At 68.9% G+C, this 24,437-nt stretch carries 27 protein-coding genes and 3 tRNA genes; 19 read left to right on the forward strand and 11 right to left on the reverse strand.

Annotated features, from left to right (window positions below):
• Positions 1 to 40: 40 nt before the first annotated feature.
• A complete protein-coding gene (locus tag BM417_RS42525) occupies positions 41 to 301 on the reverse strand; it encodes a hypothetical protein (protein ID WP_093605798.1) in 261 nt (86 codons plus the stop codon).
• 153 nt (positions 302 to 454) lie between these two features.
• Here BM417_RS42525 and BM417_RS42530 point away from each other — a divergent pair, with 153 nt between their 5' ends.
• From BM417_RS42530 to BM417_RS42550, 5 genes are all read left to right on the forward strand, one after another.
• Positions 455 to 700: a hypothetical protein gene (locus BM417_RS42530; protein ID WP_093605799.1), complete on the forward strand. Its 246-nt coding sequence runs from the start codon at positions 455 to 457 to the stop codon at positions 698 to 700.
• 125 nt (positions 701 to 825) lie between these two features.
• Positions 826 to 1,455 (forward strand): ScbR family autoregulator-binding transcription factor, encoded by a 630-nt coding sequence (locus BM417_RS42535; protein ID WP_093605800.1) that lies wholly within the window; start codon positions 826 to 828, stop codon positions 1,453 to 1,455.
• Between the two features lie 149 nt (positions 1,456 to 1,604).
• Positions 1,605 to 1,677 (forward strand) — tRNA-Glu (locus tag BM417_RS42540).
• A gap of 38 nt (positions 1,678 to 1,715) precedes the next feature.
• Positions 1,716 to 1,789 (forward strand) — tRNA-Asp (locus tag BM417_RS42545).
• A gap of 31 nt (positions 1,790 to 1,820) precedes the next feature.
• Positions 1,821 to 1,894 (forward strand) — tRNA-Phe (locus BM417_RS42550).
• 46 nt (positions 1,895 to 1,940) lie between these two features.
• Here the strand turns inward: BM417_RS42550 and BM417_RS42555 are convergent.
• The gene (locus BM417_RS42555; RefSeq protein WP_093605801.1) at positions 1,941 to 2,645 is read right to left on the reverse strand and encodes a protein phosphatase 2C domain-containing protein; all 705 of its coding nucleotides are present in this window, start codon (positions 2,643 to 2,645) and stop codon (positions 1,941 to 1,943) included.
• Between the two features lie 61 nt (positions 2,646 to 2,706).
• Here BM417_RS42555 and BM417_RS42560 point away from each other — a divergent pair, with 61 nt between their 5' ends.
• Together BM417_RS42560 and BM417_RS42565 are read left to right on the forward strand one after the other, a co-directional pair.
• Positions 2,707 to 2,916 carry a helix-turn-helix domain-containing protein gene (locus tag BM417_RS42560; protein WP_065915808.1) on the forward strand — a complete coding sequence of 70 codons (210 nt, stop codon included), beginning with the start codon at positions 2,707 to 2,709 and terminating at the stop codon, positions 2,914 to 2,916.
• Positions 2,913 to 3,440, forward strand: coding sequence for a Clp protease N-terminal domain-containing protein (locus tag BM417_RS42565; protein WP_245822734.1), 528 nt, complete (start codon positions 2,913 to 2,915; stop codon positions 3,438 to 3,440). The genes BM417_RS42560 and BM417_RS42565 overlap by 4 nt, the downstream gene beginning before the upstream one ends.
• On the opposite strand, the gene yczE is transcribed toward BM417_RS42565, so the two are convergent.
• A complete protein-coding gene (gene yczE, locus BM417_RS42570) occupies positions 3,391 to 4,044 on the reverse strand; it encodes a membrane protein YczE (protein ID WP_093605802.1) in 654 nt (217 codons plus the stop codon). The two genes, BM417_RS42565 and yczE, sit on opposite strands and share 50 nt — an antisense overlap.
• 61 nt (positions 4,045 to 4,105) lie before the next feature.
• Here yczE and yczR point away from each other — a divergent pair, with 61 nt between their 5' ends.
• The gene (yczR, locus tag BM417_RS42575; RefSeq protein WP_093605803.1) at positions 4,106 to 5,542 is read left to right on the forward strand and encodes a MocR-like transcription factor YczR; all 1,437 of its coding nucleotides are present in this window, start codon (positions 4,106 to 4,108) and stop codon (positions 5,540 to 5,542) included.
• 297 nt (positions 5,543 to 5,839) lie between these two features.
• On the opposite strand, the gene BM417_RS42580 is transcribed toward yczR, so the two are convergent.
• Positions 5,840 to 6,631, reverse strand: coding sequence for a hypothetical protein (locus BM417_RS42580; RefSeq protein WP_093605804.1), 792 nt, complete (start codon positions 6,629 to 6,631; stop codon positions 5,840 to 5,842).
• 255 nt (positions 6,632 to 6,886) lie between these two features.
• On the opposite strand from BM417_RS42580, the gene BM417_RS48285 reads away from it, so the two are divergent.
• Complete coding sequence (locus BM417_RS48285; RefSeq protein WP_177320930.1) at positions 6,887 to 7,726, forward strand: S8/S53 family peptidase; 840 nt, start codon at positions 6,887 to 6,889, stop codon at positions 7,724 to 7,726.
• Here BM417_RS48285 and BM417_RS42590 read toward each other — a convergent pair.
• The 4 genes from BM417_RS42590 to BM417_RS42605 form a co-directional block, all read right to left on the reverse strand.
• Positions 7,696 to 9,693: a CHAT domain-containing protein gene (locus tag BM417_RS42590; protein ID WP_093605806.1), complete on the reverse strand. Its 1,998-nt coding sequence runs from the start codon at positions 9,691 to 9,693 to the stop codon at positions 7,696 to 7,698. The genes BM417_RS48285 and BM417_RS42590 overlap by 31 nt on opposite strands.
• Entirely contained in the window at positions 9,690 to 10,061 is a 372-nt protein-coding gene (locus tag BM417_RS42595; protein WP_093605807.1) for a hypothetical protein, read from the reverse strand. The genes BM417_RS42590 and BM417_RS42595 overlap by 4 nt, the downstream gene beginning before the upstream one ends.
• 49 nt (positions 10,062 to 10,110) lie before the next feature.
• Positions 10,111 to 10,641 (reverse strand): RNA polymerase sigma factor, encoded by a 531-nt coding sequence (locus BM417_RS42600; protein WP_093605808.1) that lies wholly within the window; start codon positions 10,639 to 10,641, stop codon positions 10,111 to 10,113.
• A gap of 96 nt (positions 10,642 to 10,737) precedes the next feature.
• Positions 10,738 to 11,901, reverse strand: a complete 1,164-nt coding sequence (locus BM417_RS42605; RefSeq protein WP_093605809.1) for a pyridoxal phosphate-dependent aminotransferase — start codon at positions 11,899 to 11,901, stop codon at positions 10,738 to 10,740.
• A 121-nt stretch (positions 11,902 to 12,022) separates the two neighbouring features.
• On the opposite strand from BM417_RS42605, the gene BM417_RS42610 reads away from it, so the two are divergent.
• Together BM417_RS42610 and BM417_RS42615 are read left to right on the forward strand one after the other, a co-directional pair.
• The gene (locus BM417_RS42610; RefSeq protein WP_218164743.1) at positions 12,023 to 13,165 is read left to right on the forward strand and encodes an RNA-guided endonuclease InsQ/TnpB family protein; all 1,143 of its coding nucleotides are present in this window, start codon (positions 12,023 to 12,025) and stop codon (positions 13,163 to 13,165) included.
• A 121-nt stretch (positions 13,166 to 13,286) separates the two neighbouring features.
• Positions 13,287 to 14,534, forward strand: coding sequence for a DUF445 domain-containing protein (locus BM417_RS42615; protein WP_407656217.1), 1,248 nt, complete (start codon positions 13,287 to 13,289; stop codon positions 14,532 to 14,534).
• Here the strand turns inward: BM417_RS42615 and BM417_RS42620 are convergent.
• Positions 14,507 to 15,004: a CGNR zinc finger domain-containing protein gene (locus BM417_RS42620; protein ID WP_245822736.1), complete on the reverse strand. Its 498-nt coding sequence runs from the start codon at positions 15,002 to 15,004 to the stop codon at positions 14,507 to 14,509. The two genes, BM417_RS42615 and BM417_RS42620, sit on opposite strands and share 28 nt — an antisense overlap.
• An 86-nt stretch (positions 15,005 to 15,090) precedes the next feature.
• Between BM417_RS42620 and BM417_RS42625 the strand changes: the two genes are divergently transcribed.
• From BM417_RS42625 to BM417_RS42635, 3 genes are read left to right on the forward strand one after another with little or no spacing between them, the layout of a single operon-like run.
• Positions 15,091 to 15,615, forward strand: coding sequence for a PadR family transcriptional regulator (locus BM417_RS42625; RefSeq protein WP_093605923.1), 525 nt, complete (start codon positions 15,091 to 15,093; stop codon positions 15,613 to 15,615).
• Positions 15,612 to 16,286 (forward strand): ABC transporter ATP-binding protein, encoded by a 675-nt coding sequence (locus tag BM417_RS42630; protein WP_093605810.1) that lies wholly within the window; start codon positions 15,612 to 15,614, stop codon positions 16,284 to 16,286. Before BM417_RS42625 ends, BM417_RS42630 begins: the two co-directional genes overlap by 4 nt.
• Positions 16,283 to 18,517, forward strand: coding sequence for an FtsX-like permease family protein (locus tag BM417_RS42635; RefSeq protein WP_093605811.1), 2,235 nt, complete (start codon positions 16,283 to 16,285; stop codon positions 18,515 to 18,517). Before BM417_RS42630 ends, BM417_RS42635 begins: the two co-directional genes overlap by 4 nt.
• Here the strand turns inward: BM417_RS42635 and BM417_RS42640 are convergent.
• Positions 18,453 to 20,471: an NACHT domain-containing protein gene (locus BM417_RS42640; RefSeq protein WP_245822738.1), complete on the reverse strand. Its 2,019-nt coding sequence runs from the start codon at positions 20,469 to 20,471 to the stop codon at positions 18,453 to 18,455. The genes BM417_RS42635 and BM417_RS42640 overlap by 65 nt on opposite strands.
• A 72-nt stretch (positions 20,472 to 20,543) precedes the next feature.
• A complete protein-coding gene (locus tag BM417_RS42645) occupies positions 20,544 to 21,611 on the reverse strand; it encodes a methyltransferase domain-containing protein (RefSeq protein ID WP_093605812.1) in 1,068 nt (355 codons plus the stop codon).
• A gap of 118 nt (positions 21,612 to 21,729) precedes the next feature.
• Between BM417_RS42645 and BM417_RS42650 the strand changes: the two genes are divergently transcribed.
• From BM417_RS42650 to BM417_RS42670, 5 genes are all read left to right on the forward strand, one after another.
• Positions 21,730 to 22,107, forward strand: coding sequence for a helix-turn-helix domain-containing protein (locus BM417_RS42650; RefSeq protein WP_030477927.1), 378 nt, complete (start codon positions 21,730 to 21,732; stop codon positions 22,105 to 22,107).
• Positions 22,108 to 22,112: 5 nt separating this feature from the next.
• A complete protein-coding gene (locus BM417_RS42655) occupies positions 22,113 to 22,778 on the forward strand; it encodes a hypothetical protein (protein WP_093605813.1) in 666 nt (221 codons plus the stop codon).
• Between the two features lie 102 nt (positions 22,779 to 22,880).
• Positions 22,881 to 23,174: a DUF2516 family protein gene (locus tag BM417_RS42660; protein ID WP_093605924.1), complete on the forward strand. Its 294-nt coding sequence runs from the start codon at positions 22,881 to 22,883 to the stop codon at positions 23,172 to 23,174.
• Positions 23,171 to 23,827, forward strand: a complete 657-nt coding sequence (locus BM417_RS42665) for an alpha/beta fold hydrolase (protein ID WP_093605814.1) — start codon at positions 23,171 to 23,173, stop codon at positions 23,825 to 23,827. Before BM417_RS42660 ends, BM417_RS42665 begins: the two co-directional genes overlap by 4 nt.
• A 9-nt stretch (positions 23,828 to 23,836) precedes the next feature.
• Complete coding sequence (locus BM417_RS42670) at positions 23,837 to 24,382, forward strand: type 1 glutamine amidotransferase domain-containing protein (RefSeq protein ID WP_093605815.1); 546 nt, start codon at positions 23,837 to 23,839, stop codon at positions 24,380 to 24,382.
• Positions 24,383 to 24,437 lie beyond the last annotated feature (55 nt).

Raw genomic sequence — 24,437 nt, forward strand, 5'->3', positions numbered from 1 at the left:
GTACGGGGCTCCGAGTCTATACCCCCCTGGGGTAAGGGATCTACTGAGGACTCTCGGGTTTGGGCTGGTCCAGGTTGTGGAGATCGCTCTCGATCTTGTTGACCAGGTCGTCGAGGCCTTCGAGCATCTTGTCGAGCTCGGCCATCCTCGAGCCGAACGCGGACTCGATGTCGGCGTCGATCGTGTTCAGGTCGATGCCGCTGAGCGCCTTGAAGATCTCTTCCTGGTCGACGGCGGGCGGTGGCTGAGACGCGTTTTGGCCCTCTGCATCGGGGGAAGGCTCCGGCGTGGGGTCGGTCATCGGTCCATCATCCACTGGCGCTTCCCCGCGCGGCACACAACGCACCAGTACGGAAAGTAACGCTGGGTGGCGGTGGAATCACTCTGCGGGGGGCTGCGGCCGTTGTCCCAGGTCGCTTAGCCTCGCGCCACACCTCAAGTCGGGGAGGGTGCAATGAGCGGGTCACTGGAAGTGCGGAAGTTCCTGTTCACACAGGACGACAGCATGTCGCGACAGGGCGGGCCGAACGTGCCGGCCCAGCGGAGCGGAGAACCCTCGCGGATCTCCGACGATCAGGTTCACCGGGCCAGGCTCGCGGTCGCGCGAAGCGCACTGGGCGCCGAGGACTGCCGGATGCTGCTGGACATGCTGGGCCTGTCACCGGGCGAGGACGGCGGGTTGCCACCGGCGCAACGGTGACGTCATGAGTACGCGAAAGCGGCCCTGACTCCAGGCGCGCACCCCCCGGGACGCGTCTGCGGAGCAGGGCCGCGTCTCGAAACATACCCACGGGTCTCTTTAGCGGCAACGGCTAACCTTCACCCATGCCCCAGCAGGACCGGGCGTACGCGACACGTGAGGCGATACTCCACGCCGCGGCGGAGGAGTTCGACCGGCTCGGCTACGAGCGCACGTCGCTGACCGCCGTGCTCGCGCGCGCCGGGCTGACCAAAGGCGCGTTCTACTTCCACTTCCCCTCCAAGGCCGCGGTCGCGGACGCCCTGATCGAACGGCAGAGCGAGCTGTGGGCCCAGCTGAGGGAGTCGTGGCGGACACGTGGCCTCGATCCGCTCAGCACCCTGCACGGGATGTTCGCCGAGTCGGCCGACCGGATGGCCGCCGACGTCGTGCTGCGCGCCGGCGTGCGGCTCAACGCCGATCGCGAGGTCGGGTATCCGGGCGTCCCCAGCACGCACGTCATGTGGGAGAAGCTGATCGCCGCCTACGTGATCGAGGCGGCCGAACGCGGAGACCTGCGTCCCGGTGTCGATCCGGAGGCCGTCGCGCGGACGTTGTGCGGCGCGGCGCTCGGTTCGCGGTTGATCTCCTCCGCGACGACGGCGTGCGCCGACTTCCCCTCGCGGATCCGTGAGGTTCTGGGGCACGTGCTGCCCTGCGTGGCGTCTGCCGGCTGGAAGTTGTCTGGATCACAAACTGCGTCTGAACCCTCGTGAAGGGCCCTGAAGGCCCTGAACAGGCATTTGTTGATCTGGTCGATCTCGGTCCGGAGGGGGTTTCGGCAGGTCAGCGCATAAGTGGGACCCCCGTTTTGGAGGTGCGCGGACCTATGGCATATGCTTACGATGCTTCCAGAGACCAGCTAGTCCCCATCATCTAGCGGCCTAGGATCCCGCCCTTTCAAGGCGGTCGCGCGGGTTCGAATCCCGTTGGGGGCACGCAGTAAAGTACGGTACGGTAAGACCAGCAAGAGCAAGGCCCAGTGGCGCAGTTGGTTAGCGCGTCGCCCTGTCACGGCGAAGGTCGCGGGTTCGAGTCCCGTCTGGGTCGCTTTTCCTGTGGTTGAGATATCACAGTTCATGGCCAGGTAGCTCAGTTGGTACGAGCGACCGCCTGAAAAGCGGTAGGTCGGCGGTTCGACCCCGCCCCTGGCCATCCTTCTTCGAAAGAAGCCCCGCAGAACGCTGCGGGGCTTCTTTCGTTATGTCGTGATCCTGGCGATTGCCTGGTCGTCGTGCGTTTTGTAGCGGGGCCAACGCTTGTGCTCCGAATCACCGCGCTCGGCTTCACGGATTCGGTCGAGCACTTCGCCCAACGGCAATTGCCTCAAGTCTTCCCAGCCGAAGAGTCCGTACTCGGACACTCCACAGGAGACACCGTCTGTGAGAGCGATCACACTCGTGACTTCCTCGCGGGGCCAGGTCGCGGTCAGGGCCTGGTGTCCCGCAACGGGATCGGCCTCCGCGACCCAGTAGCCGCCCGGCTTGTTCTTCCACCTGAGGATGTCCGGGTCCGGCCGGAGATCTTCGAGTCTGGTGTCCTCGAGCACTCGGGTGGACTGTCCGAACGCGACTATCGGGGTGTCGCACAGGACGAGCGCGTCGATCGTGTCGTCGTTCCAGCGGACGATCGCCGCGGTGGACGACGGGGAGTCGCCGGGGATCAGGTCGTGTTCCTCGACGAGATTCGCGATGGCCCGGGCGAGAAGGTCGGTCAACGGATCGGTGTCGTTGATCAGCCGGGCCAGTTCGTCGGCGAGTTTCGTGGCGTACCAACCGCCGTTGCGGTCTGGCGGCCTGGTTCGCGAGGTCACGCCGTCGAGCACGACGACGGCGTTCGGCAGAACCCTGATCCGATCCTCGATGACTCGGCCCGGAGCCCCCTGCTCAGCGGTCTCGATCTTCACGGCTCCACCGTACGTGTCAACATTGGTTGACGGATCCGAGTTGTCAACGTACGTTGACATCATGACGGAAGCGACGGATCTCGCCACAGCGGCTGGGGATCGCGACCCGAAGATCGGGTTGCGGGCCGTCAGCGCGTTGCGGCGACTGCTGGAACATCTGGAGGCCGCCCAGGTCCGCAGTGCGCGGGCACAGGGCTGGTCGTGGCAGGACATCGCGGCGGAGCTCGGGGTCTCCCGCCAGGCGGTCCACAAGAAGCACGGGGGGCGATGATGATCGCGGAGAGGTTCACGAAGGAAGCCCGTGAGGCGGTCAAGGCCGCGGTGCGGGACGCGGAACAGGTGCACGCCGGCGAGGTCGGTGTCGAGTTCCTGCTGCTGGCGTTGCTCGACGCGCCGGTGCTGGCGGGGTTCGACCTGCCGCGCGACGAGTTGGAGGCGGCGTTCCGGGACTACCGGCGCAAGGGCGGGCTGACCAAGGCCGACGCGGAAGCGTTGCGGGGATTGGGAATCGACGTCGACGCGGTGATCGACTCGGTGGAGCAGTCACTCGGGACCGGGGTGTTGCGGCCGGGTCCTGGCCGGCGGTGGTTCGGGATGCCGCTGGAACCGGCCTTCAAGAAGGCGCTCGAGACCTCGTTGCGCGAGTCGCGCGACCTCGGCCACAACTACCTGGGTGCGGAGCACATCGTGCTGGCTCTGTTGCAGGGCAAGGGAATCGTGGCCGAGGTGCTGACCGAGCGAGGCGTCACGTACGAGGAGATTCGCAAACGGGCCGCGAGCGCTCGCGCCAGGTGAGCGCGGGCAGGAACAGCTGCGCGAGCGGCCCGATGCCGAGCGCGTAGAGGACCGTGCCGATGCCGACCGTGCCGCCGAGCAGCCAGCCGGTGCCGAGCACGATCAGTTCGAGCACGGTCCGCGTGACCCGCAGGGAAATCCCCGTGCGGCGGCAGAATCCGGTCACCAGGCCGTCGCGGGGACCGGGTCCGAGCCGGGAGCCGACGTACGCGGCGAACGCGACGGCGTTCAGGACGATGCCCAGTGTCAGGAACACGATCCTGGGCAGCAGTCCTTCCGGTGCGGGCAGGATCGCGAGCGTCACGTCGACGCTGACGGCGATGAGGACGACGTTCGCGATCGTGCCGATGCCTGGTCGCTGCTTCAGCGGGATCCACGCCAGCAGCACCAGGACGCCGGTGATGGCGGTGATCAGGCCGAAGCTCAGGCCGGTGCGTTCCGCGAGGCCCTCGTGCAGCACGTCCCACGGGTTCAGGCCGAGCGTCGCGCGGATCTGCATCGCCATGCTCGCGCCGTAGAGCCACAGCCCTGCGAAGAGCTGCGGGAGGCGACGGGCGGGTGAGATCCGGACGGAGACCTGGTGGAGTGCGGTCATGGAGGCCATGTGGCCATGTTGCGCCTCGATTGGCCTGGTGATCCATAGCCAATTCGGCATAATTGGCCTCATGCTCCCACCAGGTGGACGTATATCCGGTGCTCGACTGGCCCGACTGCTCGGTGAGTGGCGTCGTGGCGGGGCCCGGCAGTGTGTCGTCGATCTCGTCGCGGCGATGAAACTGCTGGTCGCGGACGGCCGGCTGCCGGTGGGGACCCGGCTGCCGTCCGAGCGCGAGCTCACCGAGGCGCTGCCCGTGAGCCGCACCACCATCACCGCCGCGCTGGACCAGCTGCGGGCCGAGGGGGTGGTGGAGTCGCGGCGCGGGGCAGGGTCGTGGATCAACGGGCCCGTCGGTGCCGGGGGTGGCATCACGGGGGGCGACGACACGTTGATCGACCTGTCCCGCGCCGCGCCTCGCGCCTTGCCGTCCGTGCGGATCGCGATGGACGTCGCGCTGGGCCAGATGCCGGAGCACCTCGCGTCGCACGGGTACGACGAACGGGGGCTTCCGGTGCTGCGGCAACGGATCGCGGACCGGTACACGGCTCGCGGGCTGCCGACGTCGCCCGACCAGATCGTGGTGACGTCCGGGGCGCAGCACGCGTGGGCGTTGGTGCTGCGGCTCTTCGTCGGGCCCGGCGACCGGGTGCTGGTCGAGCAGCCGAGCTATCCCAACGCGCTGGAGGCGGTGCGGGCGTCGTTCGGCATCCCGGTGCCCGTGCCGATGCTGAGTGATGGCTGGGATCTGGACGGGTTCGAGGCCGCGTTGCGTCAGGCGGGCCCCCGTTTGGCCTATCTGATCCCGGACTTCCAGAACCCGACCGGGCTGCGGATGTCGTCCGAGGCGCGGGAAACGCTGTCCGCGGTGCTGCGCAAGGCGCGCACTCCGTTGGTGGTCGACGAGACCTTGGTGGAGCTCGCGCTGGACTCGGCGGAGCCGCCGTTGCCGATGGCCGCGTTCGGCGGGGATTCGGTGGTGACACTGGGATCCGCGAGCAAGTCGCACTGGGGTGGACTGCGGATCGGGTGGATCAGGGCCTCCGCGGACATCGTGCACCGGCTGGTGTCGACGCGGGCGGCGATCGACCTGGGCACGCCGGTGTTCGAGCAGCTCGTGCTGGCCGCGTTGCTGGAGTCGCCGGAAACCGTGCTGGGGCAACGACGTGCGGAAGCCCTCGCGCAACGGGACGTGGCGGTCGCGGCGTTGCGGGAACATTGTCCACAGTGGAGTTTCGACGTGCCGGCCGGTGGGCTCGGGGTGTGGTGCACGCTCGACGGCCCGGTGAGCACGCGCATCGCGGTGGTGGCGCAGAACCACGGCCTGCGACTTGTCCCCGGCCCCCGGTTCGCGGTGCACGGCGGATGTGAGCAGATGCTCCGAGTGCCGTACACGCAGTCGCCCGAAGTGCTGCGCGAAGCGATCGGCCGTTTGGGTGTGGTGGCTGCATCCGTTGTGAGTACAGGGTTTCCTGCGGATGCCGACCTGTCGGTACCGGTCGCGTGAGACACGTCGGCCCGGTCTCCCGCAGCGGGGGAGACCGGGCCGACGAACTTGCCAACGAGAGGCCTGCGGCGGGGAACGTCCCAGGGATTGACGTTCCCCGTCCGCAGGTTTCCCGTGCGGTCCGAGACTGCGGGGGCAGCGCGGCACTCGGACCAGACCCGACCTGCCAGGGCGCGGTTGGCAGGTCAGGAAGACTGGGGGTTCCTTGCGTACAACGGGAAATAAGAGGAGGAGTTACTGGCGCGACGGAACGAGACGGTCACAAATCGCGCAGAGGGCAGACTGGTCCTGTCGGACTCAGTCGGGTGACGTGCTGGGCAGGCCCGGAATACTGCCGGGCTCAGTGCCGTCGCGACGCTCCTCGACCGACCACGTGGCGGGCGGGAAGAGCGAGTTGTGCGACGTCAGAACGGCGAGCACGCCACGCGTGCCGCCGGAGTTGTCGGTGTGGCCGGACGACGCGGAGGCCGTGGCGACCACAGGTGCCTGCTGGGGAGCGGGCAGCGGAGCGTCCGGTCCGGGAGTCGACCAGGTGAGGTCGCTCACCGGAGTGGGCTCGGTCTTCACAGGAGCGGACACCGGAAGGTCGGGCAGAAGAGGCACGGACTGCTTGACCGCCGCGACAGGTGCCGCGGGCGGAGGAGGTGGCGGCGGGAGTTCGGCCACGAGCTTCGCGGCGATCTTGGCGGCGCGGACCTGAGCCTTCGCCGCGAGGACCTCGGGCGGCGCCTCGTTCGAGACGGAGCCGGAGCGGCTGTTGCCCTGCGAGCCGCCGGTGAAGTCGAGGACCGGACCCTCGTCCTCTTCCTCCTGGGGCTCTTCTTCCGCGGGCCTCGTCGCGACGGGCGGCGGCACGATCCTGGCCGGCTGGTGCTTCTCGATCACCGACGCGGTGAAGGCCTCGGCCCAGCCGGCGGGATCCTCGGTCAGCTTCGGGGCCTCGGCGGCGGTGTCGGTGGTGATCTCGACGGCCGGGGGTTCCTCGGGGCTGGCGGACGCGGTCGTCCCGCTCAGCAACCAGGCGGCGGCGGTCAGCCCGCCGAGCGCAGCGGTCCGCAGCAGCAGTGCACCAGCTCCACCACTCGCCACAGGATCACCACCCGTCCACCATTTCAGGTCACCCTCAACGCACAGCGCGCCGTCGGAGGTCGACGTAGAGCTATGTCTAGCACCGGTGAGTGACTTTGCGAACCAACTCGGCGCGAAACACCCGGAAGGGCGGTCTCGTGCGGCTGTCCGTGTTGCCCTGATCAGGCATGAACACCGTCAGTGTCGTCATCGGATCGAGTGACTTTGCGCCTCGGTCCCCTGTGGACCGTGTCGCGGCGGGGGATGGTGTCCGATGTGGACGCGCCAAAGCAGGTCAGCAGCCTCTCTGAGCTGGTCGATCACGCCTCCAGTGCGCTCGGCCCGGTGGTCGTGCACGATCCGGCGGGGCCAAACGAGTGCTTGCTCCGTTCGGGGGAACTGATCGTCCCGCCGGCGGACGCACCCACTGTGCGCAAGCGCTTGCGGGGCGTCTACTCCCACGAGGAGATCGCCTCGGGTGTCATCCGCATGCACCTGAAAGCGTCCGAACGAGCGCGCGTCGTCGCCATCGCGCTTGAAGTGGGTGCAACCCCGAACCACGTCCACCTGGCCTGCCCGATCATGATCGGCACCTCCCGCCCGGTGGTGGGCGAGCGCCTCCCTGACCTGCTGGGCGAGGGCACGGTCGCGTTGCTCGACACCCCGCTCGACGCCCGGCACGGCGCGTTGGTCGCCGGTGTTCTCCGCCACCACGGCGCCTTGGTGCGCCCGTTCCCCGTCCTGGGTGCCTCGGGCTTCGGCGACGACCTGACCCTGGCCGCGGCGTTGAAGGCCACTCGCGACCTGCCGGTGGTCCTGGTCGCGTCCGGCACCTACACGTTCAACGACGAGTGCCCGCCCGTGCTGTCGGGCTGCGGCCGCAACGTCGTGGCCGCGGCGGGCAACGGTGGGTCCGCGCGTCCCTGGTGGCCCGCCGCCCTGCCCGAAGTCACAGCGGTGGGTGCAGCGGAAGCCTTCTCGGGGCACGGGCCGTGGGTGGACGTGGTCGTGTCCGGGGCCGACGTGCCCGCCACGGTCGGCTCCTCGCAGCTGCTGTGCACCGGCACCTCGTTCGCGGCCGCTCTTCACGCCGCGACCCTGGTCCCGGTGCCGTAGCAGCTGAACCCGAGGTGCGCGACGGCTCGCGCTGCCTCCGCCGGGTGGCCGATCAGGCGGTGAACCTCGGCCATGGCCTCGCTGACCTGCGCGTCCGGCACGGGGAGGGTGGTCGCGACGACCGCTCTGGTGCCGGCGTCGAGGAACGCGCGGGCCAGGCCTGACTCGCAGGCGGACAGGACGACGATCTCGGGCGGGTTCTCGATCCTGGCGATGTCGTAGCCGTAGAGCGGGCCGTCCCCGAGTTCGAGGTAGGAGAACAGCGGGTTGTCCGGGTTGACGTGCCCGTGCGCCGCGATGTGCGCGATCCCGGCACCTTCGAGCGCGTGCAGAGTTGACTCCACAGTGGACCTGCTGATCGTTCCGCCGTGCTCTTCCTGGAGAGCGGGGACCTCGTTGCCGGCCAGGTGCGGCCCGGTGACCCACGTTCGGTGGCCGCCGCGGCTGGCCGGTCGCCACTGCCGCAGCGACGGGATGACGTGGACTCGGCGGCCGAGTGCAGCCCACGGCATCTCGTGGAGCACGCCGTCCGGGATCACGATGACCTCCTCTGCTTCCGGCAGGAGATCCGTGGTGACGGCGCGTCCGGCCCGCAGGGCGAGCCGGGCGGTGCGGACGAGTTCGGCGGGGTCGGGAACCACGCTCAGGTGAGCACGCCCGTTGATCAGCGTGACCGCTCTCGTCTGTCCTTCGTGGACGATGAAGCTGATCAACGGCAGGTTTGCCGGGGCCGTCGCGCTCGGCTTCGCGCGTGACCTGGAAGCCAGGGTCAGCCTCCGGACGTCCCGCTCCAGCGCCTCCAACGGCAGCCCGAACGCCCTCGCCCGCCGCAGGTTCGTGAGTGCCCGTGCGAGCTCAGGCTCGTTGGTAGGCAAGGAAACCGAAGCGCGATGCTGCTCTGACCAGTGCAACACCTCGCGAGCGGTCCTGGCCAGTCCGAGCGCGTGCCCGGTCAGCTCACGGCGAGGCCAATCGCCGTGGTGCTCATCGAGCAACTTGAGCCCCGCACGACACGCAGCCAACGCACCTCGCCTGTTCGAGCGTCGTGCCTGCGCGAGCCACCCGAGCGCCCGCGTCTGCACGGGCCCGCGAAACCGATGCGCCGCAACGGCATCAAGCTTCCCCGCAGCCAGCATGAACTCGACATCCGCACCACCTTGCCGAAGCGCGGGACCCGGATCTCCGTCGCGCAACGCACACCGCGCGTTCAGCACCGCCAGCTCGGGAACGTGCCGATCGCACCGGCGCAACAACTCCATCGCAGGTGCCAGCACCCGCCGCGCCTCCGCCGTGAGCCCGGCCGCGAGCAACGCCTCGGCCCTGTCGACGAGCGCCTCGGGCCGGCTGGCCGAGTCGAGACCGGCCTTCGCCGCCTCCTCGTACCTGCGCAGCGCGAGCGGCAGATCGCCGGCGAGCATCGCCACGAATCCCCTGTTGTGCAAACACATCGCCGCCCTCCCCGGCTCGCCCATCGCCAGCAACGACGTCTGCGCGGCACTGAAATCGGCCTCGGCCGACACCAGCTTGGACGCGTTGCACCGGGCGATCCCACGCCCGACCAGCGCGTTGGCCAGCCACCGCTCGTCGCCGTGTCTGCGCAACTCCCTGATGACCGCGGTGAGCTCGGCGATCGCCAGCCGCGGCTCGGCCACCTGACAGAGGTGCAGCCCGCGCAGGCACCTCGCCCTCGCCAACTCCCGGCCGCGCAGATGGGGCGTGGCGAGGTCGAGGTGCTGAAGGCTCTGCCTGCGCCGTCCCCGATCCAGGTCGATCCACGCCAGCGTGAGGTGGAACCGCGCCTCGCCGGTCAGCCTCAGTCCGCGCCGGGCGAACCGCGCGGCGACGTCGAGGTGGCCGAGCTCGACGTGGGCGACGCTCAGGTCGTGCAGGGCATCGGCGCGCTGTGTCTTCGTGCCGCGGACCTCGGTCGTCGCGATGGTGGCCTGCGGGTCGGCGCTGGCGCTCACGCGACGAACCAGCCCGTGGTGAGGCCCAGTTCGGGCACGGTCACGCACAGCGGTCCAGGGGTGATGTGGGCGCGGAACCAGCCTTCGGCGTCCGGGCGGAGGGCTTGGACGGACTGCGGCGAGCGGACCTCGACGGAGACGTCCTCGTGGTCCAGGACGCCGGTCAGGTGCAGGCCTGCCGGGTCGGAGTCCAGTTGGAGGTGCAGGCGGCCGGAGCCGGCCTCGAACACCAGCAGGTGTGAGGGGCCGCGGACAGGTTCCTCGACGGCCTGCATGGGTTCGAGGCCGGTCGGGTGCGGGGTGAGGGCGGCCGGTGGGGGGTCCGAGTGGAAGAGGCCGGCGATCTCGTCGAGCAGTGAGTCCCTCATCGCGAACCTCCCGAGGTGAGCGGGCTGTGGATACCGAGGAGGTCGTTCGTCATCGCAGGTCCTCCAGCTTCCGCCGCAGCTCAGCGAGGCAACGGCTGCGCGTGGAGCCAACGCTCCCCACCTTCATCCCCAGGGCGTCGGCAACCTGTGCATAACTCAGTTCGGGGCTGTGGGCAGCGATCCGCAGGAGCCGCTGGCACCGTTCGTTCAAGGTCGTCAGCGCGGACCACAGCCGGCGCTGCCGATCGTTGGTGATCGCGACCTCGTCGGGTGCGGGAAGGGCCGACATCGGCTCCCACAGGTCGTAGGACACCTCGCGGCCGCGAGTGCGCAGGACCGTGATCGACTGGCGGGTGGCGGTACGGACCAGCCACGTGCCGACGCGTTCCGGTTCTCGCAGGCGGGTGAGGTGTTCGGCCAGGCAGAGCCAGGTGCACTGGTAGACGTCGGCGGCGTCGGCGTAGCTCAGGCGGAACGATCTGGGCACCGACCAGACCAGGCGTGAGTAGCGGTCGACGAGGGCGTCCCAGCCGCAGAGGCCGGAACGCCAAGCCACGAGAACCTCAGTGTTCGAGTCCATGCCATTTGGAGTCGAACCCCGGGCCTAAGGCTCCCGGGCTCACCCGAAAGTGGGTTGTCCACAGTTGTGGAGAAACTCATCCACAGCTGTGGACAACTACAGCTTGTGGAGGCGTTCCACGGCTTCGTCGATCACGGCGTCCTGCTTGCAGAACGCGAAACGGATCAGGTGCTGCCAGTCCGCCGGCCGGTCCGTGAACACCTGGACGGGCACGGCCGCGACGCCGATTCGGGCGGGCAGTTCGCGGCACAGGGCCAGGCCGTCCGTGTGGCCCAGAGGGCGCACGTCGGCGCAGATGAAGTACGTGCCTTCAGACGAACGCACCTCGAAACCGGCCGCACGCAGTCCCTCGGCCAGACGCGCGCGCTTTGACGAGAGGGAGTCGCGCAACCCGGTGACCCAGTCCAGTTCGGCGGTCAGTGCGTGCGCGACGGCGGGCTGGAACGGCGCGCCGCCCACGAACGTCATGAACTGCTTGGCCGCGCGGACCGCGGACACCAGCTCGGCGGGCCCGCAGACCCAGCCGATCTTCCAGCCGGTGCAGTTGAACGTCTTGCCGGCGCCGGAGATCGACAGCGTCCGCGGCGCCATTCCCGGCAGCGAGGCCAGCGGGATGTGGACAAGTCCGTCGAACACGAGGTGCTCGTAGACCTCGTCGGTGATCGCCAGCAGGTCGTGCTCGACGCACAAAGAGGCGATTGCTTGGAGCTCCTCCAAGCGGAACACGGTGCCGGTCGGGTTGTGCGGCGAGTTGACCAGGATGGCCCGCGTCCTAGGCGTCACGGCGGCGCGCAGAGCGTCCACGTCCAACGCCAGGCGACCCGACTCGTCCTCGCGCAGGCCCACGGCCACCCGCGTCGCGCCGGCCATGGCCACGGAGGCGGCGTACGAGTCGTAGTACGGCTCGATCAGGATCACTTCGTCGCCGGCCTCGACCAACGCCAGCAGCGACGCCGCGATCGCCTCGGTCGCGCCGACGGTCACCAGGACCTCGGTGTCCGGGTCGTAGGAGAGCCCGTACCGCGAGCGGTGGGCGGCGACGGCGCGGCGCAGCACCGGCATGCCGGGACCGGGCGGGTACTGGTTCACACCCGACGCGATCGCCGACTGGGCCGCCGCGAGCATCGACGCGGGGCCATCGGTGTCGGGGAAGCCCTGACCGAGGTTGACGGCGTCGTGCTGCACGGCCAGCGCCGTCATCTCCGCGAAGATGGTCGACGTGAACGGCTGCAAACGAGGAACTAGCGCTGGTACCCGCACAACGCAGGATCTTCACCTGAATCGAGTGCTGAGGGAAGCCCAGCTCCTCTGGGTGTGAGAAATCCGCGTTGTCGCAGCACCCAGAGATGATCCCGTCGAACGTATGTTCTAGATTTGTTGGATGAAGGTCGTCGTGCAGGTTCGCTTGCTGCCTTGTGCCGCGCAGGCGGCAGCGCTGGTTGCGACTCTGCATGCGTGCAACGCTGCCGCAGACAATGCATCGAAGATGGCGTTCGAGCGCGGCGTGAGTTCTCGCAATGACCTGCAGAAGCTGGTCTACGGGGACATGCGCGCAGCTGGGCTCGGAGCTCAAGCCGCGGTGCGGACGGTGAAGAAAGTAGTTGACGCCTACGCCAGCGTGCATGCGCGAATCCGAATCGGCAGCCTGGCCGGTCCAGGTAAGGCCAAGGCTGAAAGCAAGGCGATCAGGTTTCGGGAGGATGCGGCGCAGCCATTCGACGACCGCATGCTTTCGTGGCGGTATGACGACCAGACGGTGTCGATCTGGACTGTCGCGGGTCGCTTGAAGGGTGTTCGGTTCGCTGGGCATCCTGCGCAGCTCGCGATGCTCGTCGCGCACCGGCAAGGTGAGTCTGACCTGGTGTTTCGCGGCGGCAAATGGCTGCTGATCGCCACCTGTGAAGTGCCCGAACCCGAGGTTGTGCCGCCAACCGATTGGATCGGCGTGGACCGCGGAATCATCAACTTGGCCACCACGTCGGACGGCGAGAATTTTCAGGGCCGCCGATTGCGGCGTTACCGGCGATGGCACGCGCGAAAGCGCGCCGAGCTGCAGGCCAGGCGCACCAGATCGGCGACCCGTCGCCTGCGTCGGCGGGTTCGGCGGGAGCATCGCCATGTGACTCAGGTGAACCATGAGATCGCCAAGAAGTTGGTGGCTGTCGCGCAACGCACCGGTCGCGGTATCGCTCTGGAGGATCTGAGCGGAATTCGCGACCGGGTACGGCCTCGCCGCGATCAGCGAGCCACCCACTCTTCCTGGCCTTTCCGGCAGCTCGGTGCGTTCATCGAATACAAGGCGAAGCGCGCGGGTGTCCAGGTGATCACTGTAGATGCCCGCCACACCTCGCAGATGTGTCCGCGTTGCGGTCACACGGCCCGCAACAACAGGCTCAATCGAGACTGTTTCCGCTGTCGTCAGTGCGGCCTCGCTGGGCCGTCTGATCACGTCGCCGGGATCAACGTGCGCGACCGCGCACGCTCGGTGTGGGTACTTGTCAACGTGCCCGAACCTGCCGCTTGAGCGCGTGCGGTTGATGCGGCTTCGTCCATGGCAGCCAGTGATGGACGGAGACGCGATCCGATCGGGGAGCTGAAACCGCAAGCTCAGCCCCTAGATCCGGAAGTTGACGGACAATGGCGTTGTGGAGCAACTGACCGCCGCTGACCAGCAGAAGCGCACGGACCTGCGCAAGATGAAGCTCGTCGCGACGAGCTTCCTGATAGGCGCGACGATCATCTTCTTCGGCACGCACGCCTTCGAGGGCGCCTGGGTCGGCTACGTGCGGGCCGCCGCGGAGGCCGGCATGGTCGGCGCGCTCGCGGACTGGTTCGCCGTCACCGCTCTGTTCCGGCGTCCGCTGGGGCTGCCGATCCCGCACACCGCGATCATCCCCGAGCGCAAGAACATGTTCGGGCAGACGCTCGGCGACTTCGTGGGCGTCAACTTCCTGAGCCCCGCGGTCGTGCAGGACAAGCTCCGCAGGGCAGGCATCGCGGAACGCGCCGGCGCGTGGATCAAGCAGCCCGAGAACGCCGAGCGGATCACCAACGAGCTCGCGAACGTCATCAAGGGCGCGATCACGGTCCTCAAGGACGAGGAGGTCCAGGCCGTCCTCGAACAGGCGATCGTCAAGCGGGTCACGGAGAGGCCGTGGGGTCCGCCGCTGGGCAAGCTGCTCAACCAGGTCCTGACCGACGGCGCGCACCACAAGCTCGTCGACCTCATGTGCGACCGGGCCTACGAGTGGGTGCGCGACAACTCGGACAAGGTCAGCCTCATCGTCACGGACCGCGCGCCGACGTGGTCGCCCAAGTTCGTCGACGCGCTGCTCGGCGACAAGGTCTACGCGGAGCTGGTCAACTTCGCCTGGGCGGTCAAGACCGACGTCAACCACCCGATGCGGCTCGCCGTCGACCAGTTCCTGATCGAGTTCTCCACCGACATGCAGACCGACCCGGCCACCATGCAGCGCGCCGAGCAGGTCAAGCAGCAGGTCATCACCCACCCGGACGTCCAGAAGCTGATCAGCAGCGCCTGGGGCACGGCCAAGAAGATGCTCATCGACGCCGCCGAGGACCCGTCCAGCGAGCTCCGCAAGCGCGTCACGCTGGGCCTGATCAACCTCGGCACGAACCTCACCGACGACCTCGAACTGCGCGCCAAGGTCGACGGCTGGCTGGAGCAGGCCGCCGGGTACGTCGTCTCGAACTACCGCGCGGAGATCACCACGCTGATCACGGACACGGTCGAGCGCTGGGACGCCGAGGAGACCTCGCGCAAGATCGAACTGCAGGTCGGCAGGGACCTGCAGTTCATCCGGATCAACGGCACCGTTGTCGGCGCGCTCGCCGGCCTGGTGATCTACACCGTGGCCAACGTGCTGTTCTGAGGCGGGTTCTGGGCGCGGGTCCGTTTTCGGAACGTGCGCGCCTTCTCGCGGTTCCCGCACACCTGCATCGAGCACCAGGTGCGCGAGCGGTTGCGGGAGCGGTCGAAGAACGCACGCAGGCAGTCGTCGGCGGGACAGATCTTGAAGCGTTCCCAGGAGCCCAGCACGGCCAGGCGGGCGGACGCGGCGAGCACCGCGCCGAGCGCGTCCGAGCTCGACAGCACGGGGACGCCGTCGGTGAGCTCGATGTGGACGACGCCCGCCGCTGTCTGAGGCCCTGACGACCCCTCGATGGACGACCGCAGTGCCGCACGAGCGGCGCGCGCCTGCGCGATTTCGCTGCTCCGCCCCAGGCCGCGCTCGGTCACCCATGCGCGCCAGGAGGCTTCACTGTCCAGTACGTGTCGAGTGTTCAGGAAGTCGAGCAGAAGCTCGACGTCGTGATCCCAGCCGACAGTCAGACCAGTCACCCCACCACTGTAGGCGCCACGGCGGTTGCCCGTCAGGGCATCTGATGAATACACCGGGTGTATACCTCGTGTGTATAGTGCTCCTCATGTCGATCGGACACGCACTGTTGGGGCTGCTAGAGGGCGGTCCCAGGCACGGATACGACCTCAAGCGCGCCTACGACGAGCGCTTTGGTCACGACCGGCCGTTGCACTACGGGCAGGTGTACTCGACCCTGTCGAGGTTGCTGAAGAACGGCCTCGTGAGCGAGGCGGGCGTGGAGGCGGGCGACGGCCCGGAGCGCAAGCGGTACGCGATCACCGACGCCGGGGTCACTGATGTAGAACGCTGGCTCGGCACGCCGGAGAAGCCGGAGCCGTACCTCCAGAACACCCTCTACGCGAAGGTCGTGCTGGCCCTGCTGTCCGGCCGCAGCGCCACCGAGGTGCTCGACACGCAACGTTCCGCGCACCTCACCACGATGCGCGACCTGACCAAGCGCAAGGTGGACGGCGACCTCGCCGACCAGCTCATCTGCGACTTCGCCCTGTTCCACCTCGAAGCGGACCTGCGGTGGCTCGAACTGACCGCGGCGCGCCTCGACAGACTGGCCCAGGAGGTCAGGAAATGAGCCTTTTGAGGGCCGAGGACCTGCACAAGTCGTTCGGTAAGACGCACGCGCTCGAAGGTGCGGGTCTCACCGTCCGCGCGGGTGAGATCGTCGCGGTGATGGGGCCTTCCGGCTCCGGCAAGTCCACCCTGCTGCACTGCATCGCGGGCATCCTGGCGCCGGACTCCGGTGTGGTCCGCTACGGCGACCGCGAGCTCACCTCGATGACCGACCGGGAGCGCAGCGAGCTGCGGCGCACCGACTTCGGGTTCGTCTTCCAGTTCGGCCAGCTCGTGCCGGAGCTGACCTGCCTGGAGAACGTCGCGCTGCCGATGCGGCTCAGCGGCGTGAAGCGCAAGGACGCGGAGAACGCCGCGAAGGACTGGCTGGCCAAGCTGGAGGTCGACGGCGTCGCGGACCAGCGGCCCGGCGAGACGTCCGGTGGTCAGGGGCAACGCGTTGCGATCGCCCGCGCGCTGGTCACGGGGCCGAAGGTGATCTTCGCCGACGAACCGACCGGCGCTCTCGACTCGCTCAACGGCGAGCGGGTCATGCACCTGCTCACGACGGCAGCCAGGGAGACCGGTGCCGCGGTCGTGCTGGTGACGCACGAGGCCCGCGTCGCCGCCTACTCCGACCGCGAGGTCGTCGTGCGGGACGGCAAGGCCAGGGACGTGGAGTTCGCTCGATGAAGCACGTGTTCAACGACCTCGCCCTCGGCGTCCGGCTGGCCGTCGGGGGCAGCCGGAAGTCGTGGGGGAGGCTCGCACTTCAGGGCGTCGGCATCGGTCTGTGTGTGGCGATGCTGTTGCTCGCCGCCGCGTTGCCGAACGCGTTGGACGCACGGGACGACCGGGGTGATGCGCGCAGTGAGATGACCGAGGGCGACGGGCCGGCGCCGGTGCTGGTCGAAGAGATGTACGTCCACTTCCGCTCGCACGACATCCCCGGCACGTATGTGAACGTGCGCGCGCAGAACGCTCCGGTGCCGCCGGGCCTCGAACGGTTGCCGCAGGACGGCGAGGTCGTCGTGTCGCCCGCGCTCGCGCAACTGCTCGCGTCGCCGGAAGGTGAGCTGCTGCGTCCCCGGTTCCCGCAGAAGGTGATCGGCACGATCGGCGCGGCGGGCCTGATCGGACCTCACGACCTGAAGTTCTACGCCGGTGACAGCAAGATCGCGGAGGACGCCGGCACCAAGGTGTACGGCTACGGGCGTGCGTACCAGCGCATGGGGCTCGACCCGGTGCTGTGGATGCTCAGCCTCGTCGGCATCGTCGTGCTGCTGTTCCCCGTGCTGGTGTTCGTCAGCGTCGCCACCAGGCTCGCCGCCGCCCAGCGCGACCGCAGGCTCGCGGCGTTGCGGCTGGTCGGCGCGGCGGCGGGCCGGGTGCGGCTGATCGCGTCCGGCGAGACGCTGGTCGGCGCGCTGACCGGGCTCGTGTTCGGCATCGGGATCTTCCTCGCGGTGCGGCCGCTGGCCGACGACGTTCCCGTTCCCGAGCTCGCGTTCTACCCCGGCGACCTGCTGCCCACCCCGTCTCTCACGGCGGTGGTGCTCGTGGCCGTGCCGGTGCTCGCGGTTCTCACGTCGTTGTTCGCCATGCGCCGCACGATCATCGAACCGCTCGGCGTGGTCCGGCACCAGAAGCCGGTCCGGCGCAGGCTGTGGTGGCGTCTGGTGCCCGCGCTCGGCGGAATCGCCCTGCTGGCCAGCCAGTTCGGCGACAGCGGCGAGAAGGGCACGACGTTCCAGGTCGTCGTCATCGCCGGCGTGGTGCTGCTGATGCTGGGCATCCCGGTGCTGCTGCCGTGGCTGGTGGAGCGGGTCGTGAACTGGATGCGCGGTGCCACCCCGGCCTTGCAGCTGGCGGTGCGCCGGTTGCAGCTCGACGCGGGTACGGCGGCGCGGGTCGTCGGTGGCGTGGCCGTGGTGCTCGCCGGCACGGTCACGTTGCAGGTCATCCTCGCGAGCGTCGAGAAGGACGTCGTCTCGGAGGAGAAACGGGACGCGACCCACAACTTCATCGCCCTGACACCCAAAGAGGACATCGACGCCGCCGGACTGCGGAAGGCTGTGGAGGCCGCCGAGGGCGTGCGGGCCGTGCACGTGCTCGACCGCACCTACGTGACCCAGCCGGACGACCGCACCACGTCCGTCTCCGTCGGCACCTGCGCGGCGTTGAAGGCACAGGCGGACGTCACGGACTGCGTGGACGGCAAGGCCTACCTGGTGCGGTTCGCGCGGGACATGTCCGAGGTCAGGGCGGGCGACGCGGTGAAGACGCAGGGCGAGAGCGCCTGGACCCTGCCCGCGCTGCGGGAGGTCCCCGGCACCAGTCCCGGCATCTACCTCACCCCTGCCGCGGCCAAGGGCCTCGACCTCACCGACAGCCGGCCCCAGTTGCAGGCCGAGCTCGACCTCGCGGTGCCGGACGCCGCCGAGCACATGCGCAACTCCGTCGCCGCGTACAGCTGGCGGGTCCACGCGTACTTCGTCGGCCAGGACGACTCGGCCGAGGTCGAGTTGATCTTCGCCTCGATCCGCAGGGCGTTGCTCGCGGGCGCGGTGCTGACGTTGCTGCTGGCCGGAGCGTCGTTGCTGGTAATGGCGCTGGAACAGGTCCGGGAACGCCGCCGTCCTCTCGCCGTGCTGGCGGCGACCGGAGTACCGCGCGGCACGCTCGCCAGGTCGTTGCTGTGGCAGAACGGCGTGCCGCTGGTGCTGTCCACGGTCATCGCGGTCGGCACCGGCGTCGGGCTCGGCGTGATGGTCACGCGGGTGTTCGGCGCCGAGGTCGCCTACGACTGGCCGGGCATCGCCGCACTCACCGGCGCCTCGGTGGCGCTGGTGCTCGCGGTCACTGCTCTGACGTTGCCCTCGCTGAGAAAGGCGACCGGAGCACTGGGGTTGCAGAGCGAGTAGTCGACTCGTGCTCTGCCAGGCGGTCCTGCACCAGTCCGTGCCGGAACTGGTAGCAGGCTCCCGCCCGGCAGAGCACGCCGAGCTTGCGTGAATCCTCCAGGAACACCATCAGCTCCCAGGGCAGCTTTCCGCGCAGTGCCAGCCAGATCCGGGCGACGGTGAACCACCACCAGCGCAGGTGCAGCACGGCCAGTGCGAACCCGAGCATCAGCCCGGACGCGAGCCCCAGCCCGACCATGCCGGTCTGGCCGGGGCCGAACACCAGCGCCGCCGCCGAACCGAACACCACGGCCAGCACGAGAGACCCAGTCCACACCGCGATCCGGTCGCGCGACATCGTCCACTGAGGACTGGAAGCCTGCGACAGCTCGGCCGCGCTCGACAACGCGAACCGCAGCGCGATCGCCACGGCGAGCCCCAGGCCGACGACGAGTCCGGCGGAAAGTCCGTACAGTGCCCCGAAAACGAGTCCGGCGGCAAGTCCCAGCACGCCGGGCACGAGCAGCAGACTGCGCCAGATTCCCAAGCGCGGCTTGGCTTTGCGCTCGTGTGACGCGGTCAGCGCGGCCGCGCCGACACCGATGCCCGCCACCAGGCCGGTGATCGGGGCGAGCGACGGCGTAATCGAGTACGCCATCAGCCAGCCGACGCCGAACCCGCCGATCGCGCCCAGCACCAGCGCGCCGAGCACCGCGAGCCACGTGCTGCCGACCGAGCGGCGCAGCTCCCACCAGGCCAGTTCGCGGATGCCGCGCTCACGCATCTCGTGAGCCAGGAACTCGAGCCACTTGCGGGCCCTGTCGCGCGGCCAGACCTGCGTGGCCCTGGCGTGGTGCGCGAACGCCCTGTTGCCGAACGCCCGCGACACCAGTTCGTCGCAGAGGTGGTCGGAGATCGCCCGCGCGTCCGGGAAACGGCCGCGGTCGAGCAGTTCGGTCGGCTCGGCCTCGCTGTCCGCGTAGACGATGCTGGCGAGCCACATCGTGAGCGGCGTGGACAACGCGTCCGCGAGCCTGCCGTCCGGTTCCTCGCGCAGCTGGATGAACACCGGCTCCCAGCGCGCCGCGCCCCAGCTGTCGGCGCTCGCCCGCAGATAGGCGGCGACCTCGTCCAGGTCCAGCGGGGCCAGTTCGACGACGTCCGCGCCGGGCAGCGGACCGGCGAGGTGGACGGCCTGCGCGAACTCGGCCGTGCGGCAGGTCAGCACCAGCGGCCGGTTCGCGCCGAACGCCTTCGAGATCCGCGCGAGAGCGTCCGCGCGCTGGTGGGCGGGGATGTCGTCCAGGCCGTCGAGCACGGGCAGCACCAGGTGCTGCTCGACCAGCAGATCACCGGCGTAGCTGCCGTACAGCTCGGTGTTGCGCAACGCCGGATGGTCCTCGTAGAGCCTGCGCGTGAGCCACGTGCGGACGTCCTCGACCGCCGGGTTCCACGTCGACAGCGGCAGCAGCACCGGCACCATGCCGCCGTCGTAGCGGTCCAGCAGGCCGCACGTCAGCAGCATCGCGACCGTCGACTTGCCGGTGCCGGCCTCGCCGATGATCACCATCCGGCGGTTGATCTGCCGTTCGAACGCGCCCACCACGGCGTCGCTGCGTCCGGGCGGCGCGTCCGGCTCGTCGCTCACGTCCAGTTCGGGGGCGATCCAGTGCAGGTCGAGCACGTCCGGGTCGGTGAGGCCGCGCGAACGCACCTCCTCGTTCCACTGCGACTGAAGGCCGACGGCGAGCGCGCGGCACGCGGCGTCGAGGTGCTCGTCAGTGCTGAGCGCGGCGTTGTGCCTGCGCCGGACCCACGGGTCGAGCAAAGCCAGAAAGCCCAGGAACGCCAGCGCGAGCACGATCAGCCACAGGTGCGGGTGGATGCCGAGGTCGGTCACGATCAGCCCGGCCGCGGTGAGCAACGCGGTCAGCACGCACCCGGCCAGCAGCGCTCGCTGACGGAATCTGGACATGCGAGGCATCATGACGCACCGCATCCGCCTGGGGTCGATTCAGTGACCCGTGTCGTGACGTTTGGTTGTTGATCACAGATGCCAGCGGAGATCGCCCAGCGTCAGGTGCTGGCCGTCGGCGCCGATCGTGATCCCGAACTGGTCGCGGCGCGGTTTGCCCAGGTCGTTCCAGTCGACGAGGGCCTGCTCCACGACGTCCCACAGCTTGCGCGGGCCGCCCTGGTCGACGTGCGAACCGTGGTGGTGCACCCAGGATCCGTCCGAATGGGCCAGCCAGTCGCGGCCGGCTGCCACGTCCGGCAACGCGATGCCCGCGAAGAACTCGAACGGGCTGGCCGGATCGATGACGGAGTTCAGCCGCAACGTGGTGGCGCGGCGTTCGAACGTGCCTTCTCCCGCTAGCGCCCGTGGGTGGGCGTGCGCGCGCAACGGCATGAAGCGCCCGTCCTCGGTGAGCACGCGTCCTTCGCCGGTGCCGTCGCCGTTGGACGCGATCAGCACCAGCCCGGCGCCGATGGGGCGGTGCAACGTCGTCACCACCAGGCCGCCCTGCCTCGTCTGCTCCAGCCAGGCGGCCGGAATGGTCGAGACGGAGCAGGTGGCCAGCAAGCGGTCGTACGGCGCGCGATCCGGATGGCCGAGCGCGCCGTCGCCCGTCACACAGGTGGGGAAGAAACCGTTGCGGTGCAGTCGTTTGCGTGCTCGCCGCGAGATGTGCGGGTCGACGTCGATCGTGGTGACGTTGCCGGAACCCACGGCGTGGCACAGAAGAGCCGCGTTGTAGCCCGTGCCCGTCCCCACCTCGAGGACCGACTGTCCGTTGTGGACGTCCAGGGCCTCCAGCATGATCGCCATGATCGTGGGCATGCTCGACGAACAGGTCGGTGTGCCGCCGCTCACGGTGTCGTCGCCGTCGAACTGGGTAACCCACACCCGGTCGGCGTAGACCAGTTCGAGCCACTCGGGGTGCCGCGCGGTGACCTGTTCCCAGTCGCCGGTGTGCAGCTGACGGTAGAAGCGCGGCAGGAACTCGTGCCGCGGAACGGCGCGAAAAGCCTTGAGCCACTTGGAATCGTGCAGCACACCGTCACCGAGCAGGTGATCCGCCAGCTCGGCTCGTAACGCCCCGGCGCCGTCCATGTCACCTCCCACGGTATCCCTGTGGCGTAGCACACGCAGCGATTGCTAGCAGGGTGCTTGCAATAGCTAGCACTCGTCGCTAACGTAGTTGGTGGCACGAGGAACGGGAGCGGGAACAGTGGACAAGTCCATCGACAAAGCAGTCGCGGACCTCGGCCGCAACATCGGTGAGTACATCCGCGAGCAACGCAACACGGCCAAGATCTCCTTGCGGGAACTGGCGAAGCAGGCGGGTGTCTCCAACCCATACCTCAGCCAGATCGAGCGAGGACTGCGCAAGCCGTCCGCGGAGATCCTTCAACAGATCGCCAAGGGCCTGCGCATCTCGGCCGAAGTGCTCTACGTCGAGGCCGGGATCCTCCAGCAGCGCGAAGGCGGTGCGTTGGCGGACGCCATCGTCGCCGCGACCGATCTGACCGAGCGGCAGAAGCAGGTGCTGCTCGACGTCTACGAATCTTTCCGGCGGGAGAACACCGCCACCAACAAGGAGGACTGATCTCCATGCCGAAGCTCACCCAGGACGACGTTCGCAAGGCCGCCGAGCAGGGCGCGCACGCCGCTCGTCAGGCACTGCTCGCCGCTCTCGGCGCCGGTGACCTCGCCGCGAAGGCCGTCGTCGAGGCCCTGAACAAGGCCAAGGAGCGTGCCGAAGAGGCCCGCACCCAGGCCAAGGACCTCCCGACCGAGCTGGGCGACCTGCGCGACAAGCTGCAGCCGGCCGAGCTCAAGAAGCTGGTCGACGCCTACACCGCCTCCGCGGTGAACCTGTACACCTACCTCGCCGACCAGGGCGAGCAGACGCTGGAGCAGATCAAGGCCCAGCCGCAGGTCAAGCAGGCCGTGGAGCAGGTCGAGCAGGCCGTCGAGGCCGCGCAGAAGCGCGCCGAGTCCGCTGCCGCCGACGCCCGTGAGCTCGCGGACGACGTCCTCGGCAAGGTGACCCGTCGCACCCGTTCGGTCGGCGAGAAGGTCGCCATCGCGGTCGACAAGGGCAGCGAGAAGCTGGCCGAGGAGATCGCCGAGGCCGGTGACGAGGTCGCGCACGAGGTCCGCAGCACCGCCCGCAAGACCGCGAACCGCACGGCGCCGCGCAAGCCGGCGACGACGACCCGCACCACGACCACGACGACCGCGGCGAAGAAGACCACCCCGAACACCGCCAAGTGAGTCTGTGAATTTCTCCGGGAGGGGAGCAGTCCGACAGGGCTGCTCCCCTCCCGTCGTACGTCCACGTAGTCTGGTTGCGTGTTCTACGTGCCGATCTTCAGCATCTGGAACCTCGACGGCATCGTGTACTTCTTCGCCGACCTGGGGTTCAGCATCTTCGGCCTGTTCGCGTTCTTCCACGCACTGAGTCAGCGCCCCGACGCGTACACCGCGATCGAGCGCATGACCAAGCCCGCCTGGATGGGTATCACCGGCGGCGGGACGGCGGCGTTGCTGCTGTTCGGGCCAGGTGGGGTCGGGTCGATCTTCTGGCTGGCCGGTCTCATCGCGGTGCTCGTGTACATGGTGGACGTGCGCCCGAAGCTGATCGAGGTCCAGCGCGGCCCTCGTTGGTGATCACCCACTCGTACGGCTCCGGCTCACCGGTGACCCTGGTCGCCCACGGGCTCGGCGCCACGCCCGGTGAGGCGCGCATCCCCGCCTCCGGGCTGCCCGGCACCCGTGTCGTGGTGACGCTGCCGTCCCACGGCGACGCCCCCGACGCTCCGGCCGGGTACTGGGACTACGGCCGGATCGCGGCCGATCTGGGCACCGTTGCAGCCGAACACGCCGTCGGTGTCTCGCTGGGCGCCGGCGCGCTGGTGCGGTTGATGTCCCTCGAACCTGATCGTTTTCAGCGGGTGGCCCTGCTGCTGCCCGCCGTGCTGGACCAGCCTCGGCCGCCGATCACGTTGCAGCAGCTGTCCGACCTGACCGTCGGACCGCCCATCTACGTCGCCGAGCGGCGGGCCGCGTTGAAACGCCTGGAGGCCGCCGCCGAGCAGCTGCCGGGTCAGGTGGCTGTGTCCGACGCCTCGGCTTTGGCCGCCGTGCCGACTCCGGTACTGGTGATCGGAGCGGTCGGAGACCCGTTGCACCCCGAGGACGTGGCCAAGGCGACGGCCGCGGCGTTTCCCCAGGGTGAGCTGTGGCTGATCGACTCGCCCTCGCCGATGATCACCCATCGCGCCGAGATCCGGCACCGGTTGGTCTCCTTCTTCGCCGGGTAGCCGAAGTGCATGGCTGAACAGAAGAAGATCGCGTTCCTCGTCGCCGAAGAGGGCATCGAGCAGATCGAGCTCACCGATCCGTGGGCGCACGTCGAGAAGGCCGGCGCAGTGCCGCGCCTGATCGCGCCGAAGCTCGGTGAAGTGCGCGGGTTCAACCACCTCACGCCCGCCGACTCGTTCTCCGTAGACACGACCTTCGCCGACGCGTCCGCCGACGACTACGACGGCGCCGTGATTCCCGGCGGTGTGGCCAACAGCGACTTCCTGCGCATGGACGACGACGCCGTCGAGCTGGTCCACGCGTTGGTCGCCGCCGGCAAGCCGATCGCGGCGATCTGCCACGGCCCGTGGCTGCTGGTCGAGGCGAACGTGGTGCGCGGCAAGATGCTGACCTCGTTCCCGAGCCTGCAGACCGACATCCGCAACGCGGGCGGCGACTGGGCCGACGAAGAGGTCCGGGTGTGCGACATGAACGGGTGGACGCTCGTGACGTCCCGCAATCCCGACGACCTGCCGGCGTTCAACCGGGAAGCCTTGAAAGCTTTCGGCCTGTAAAGGGAGGGCGGGATCTGCAGCTCCCGCTGTGCCTTTCTCCCAGAAAAGCAAATCA

It is taken from the genome of Lentzea waywayandensis (assembly GCF_900115955.1).
Classification (GTDB): domain Bacteria; phylum Actinomycetota; class Actinomycetes; order Mycobacteriales; family Pseudonocardiaceae; genus Lentzea; species Lentzea waywayandensis.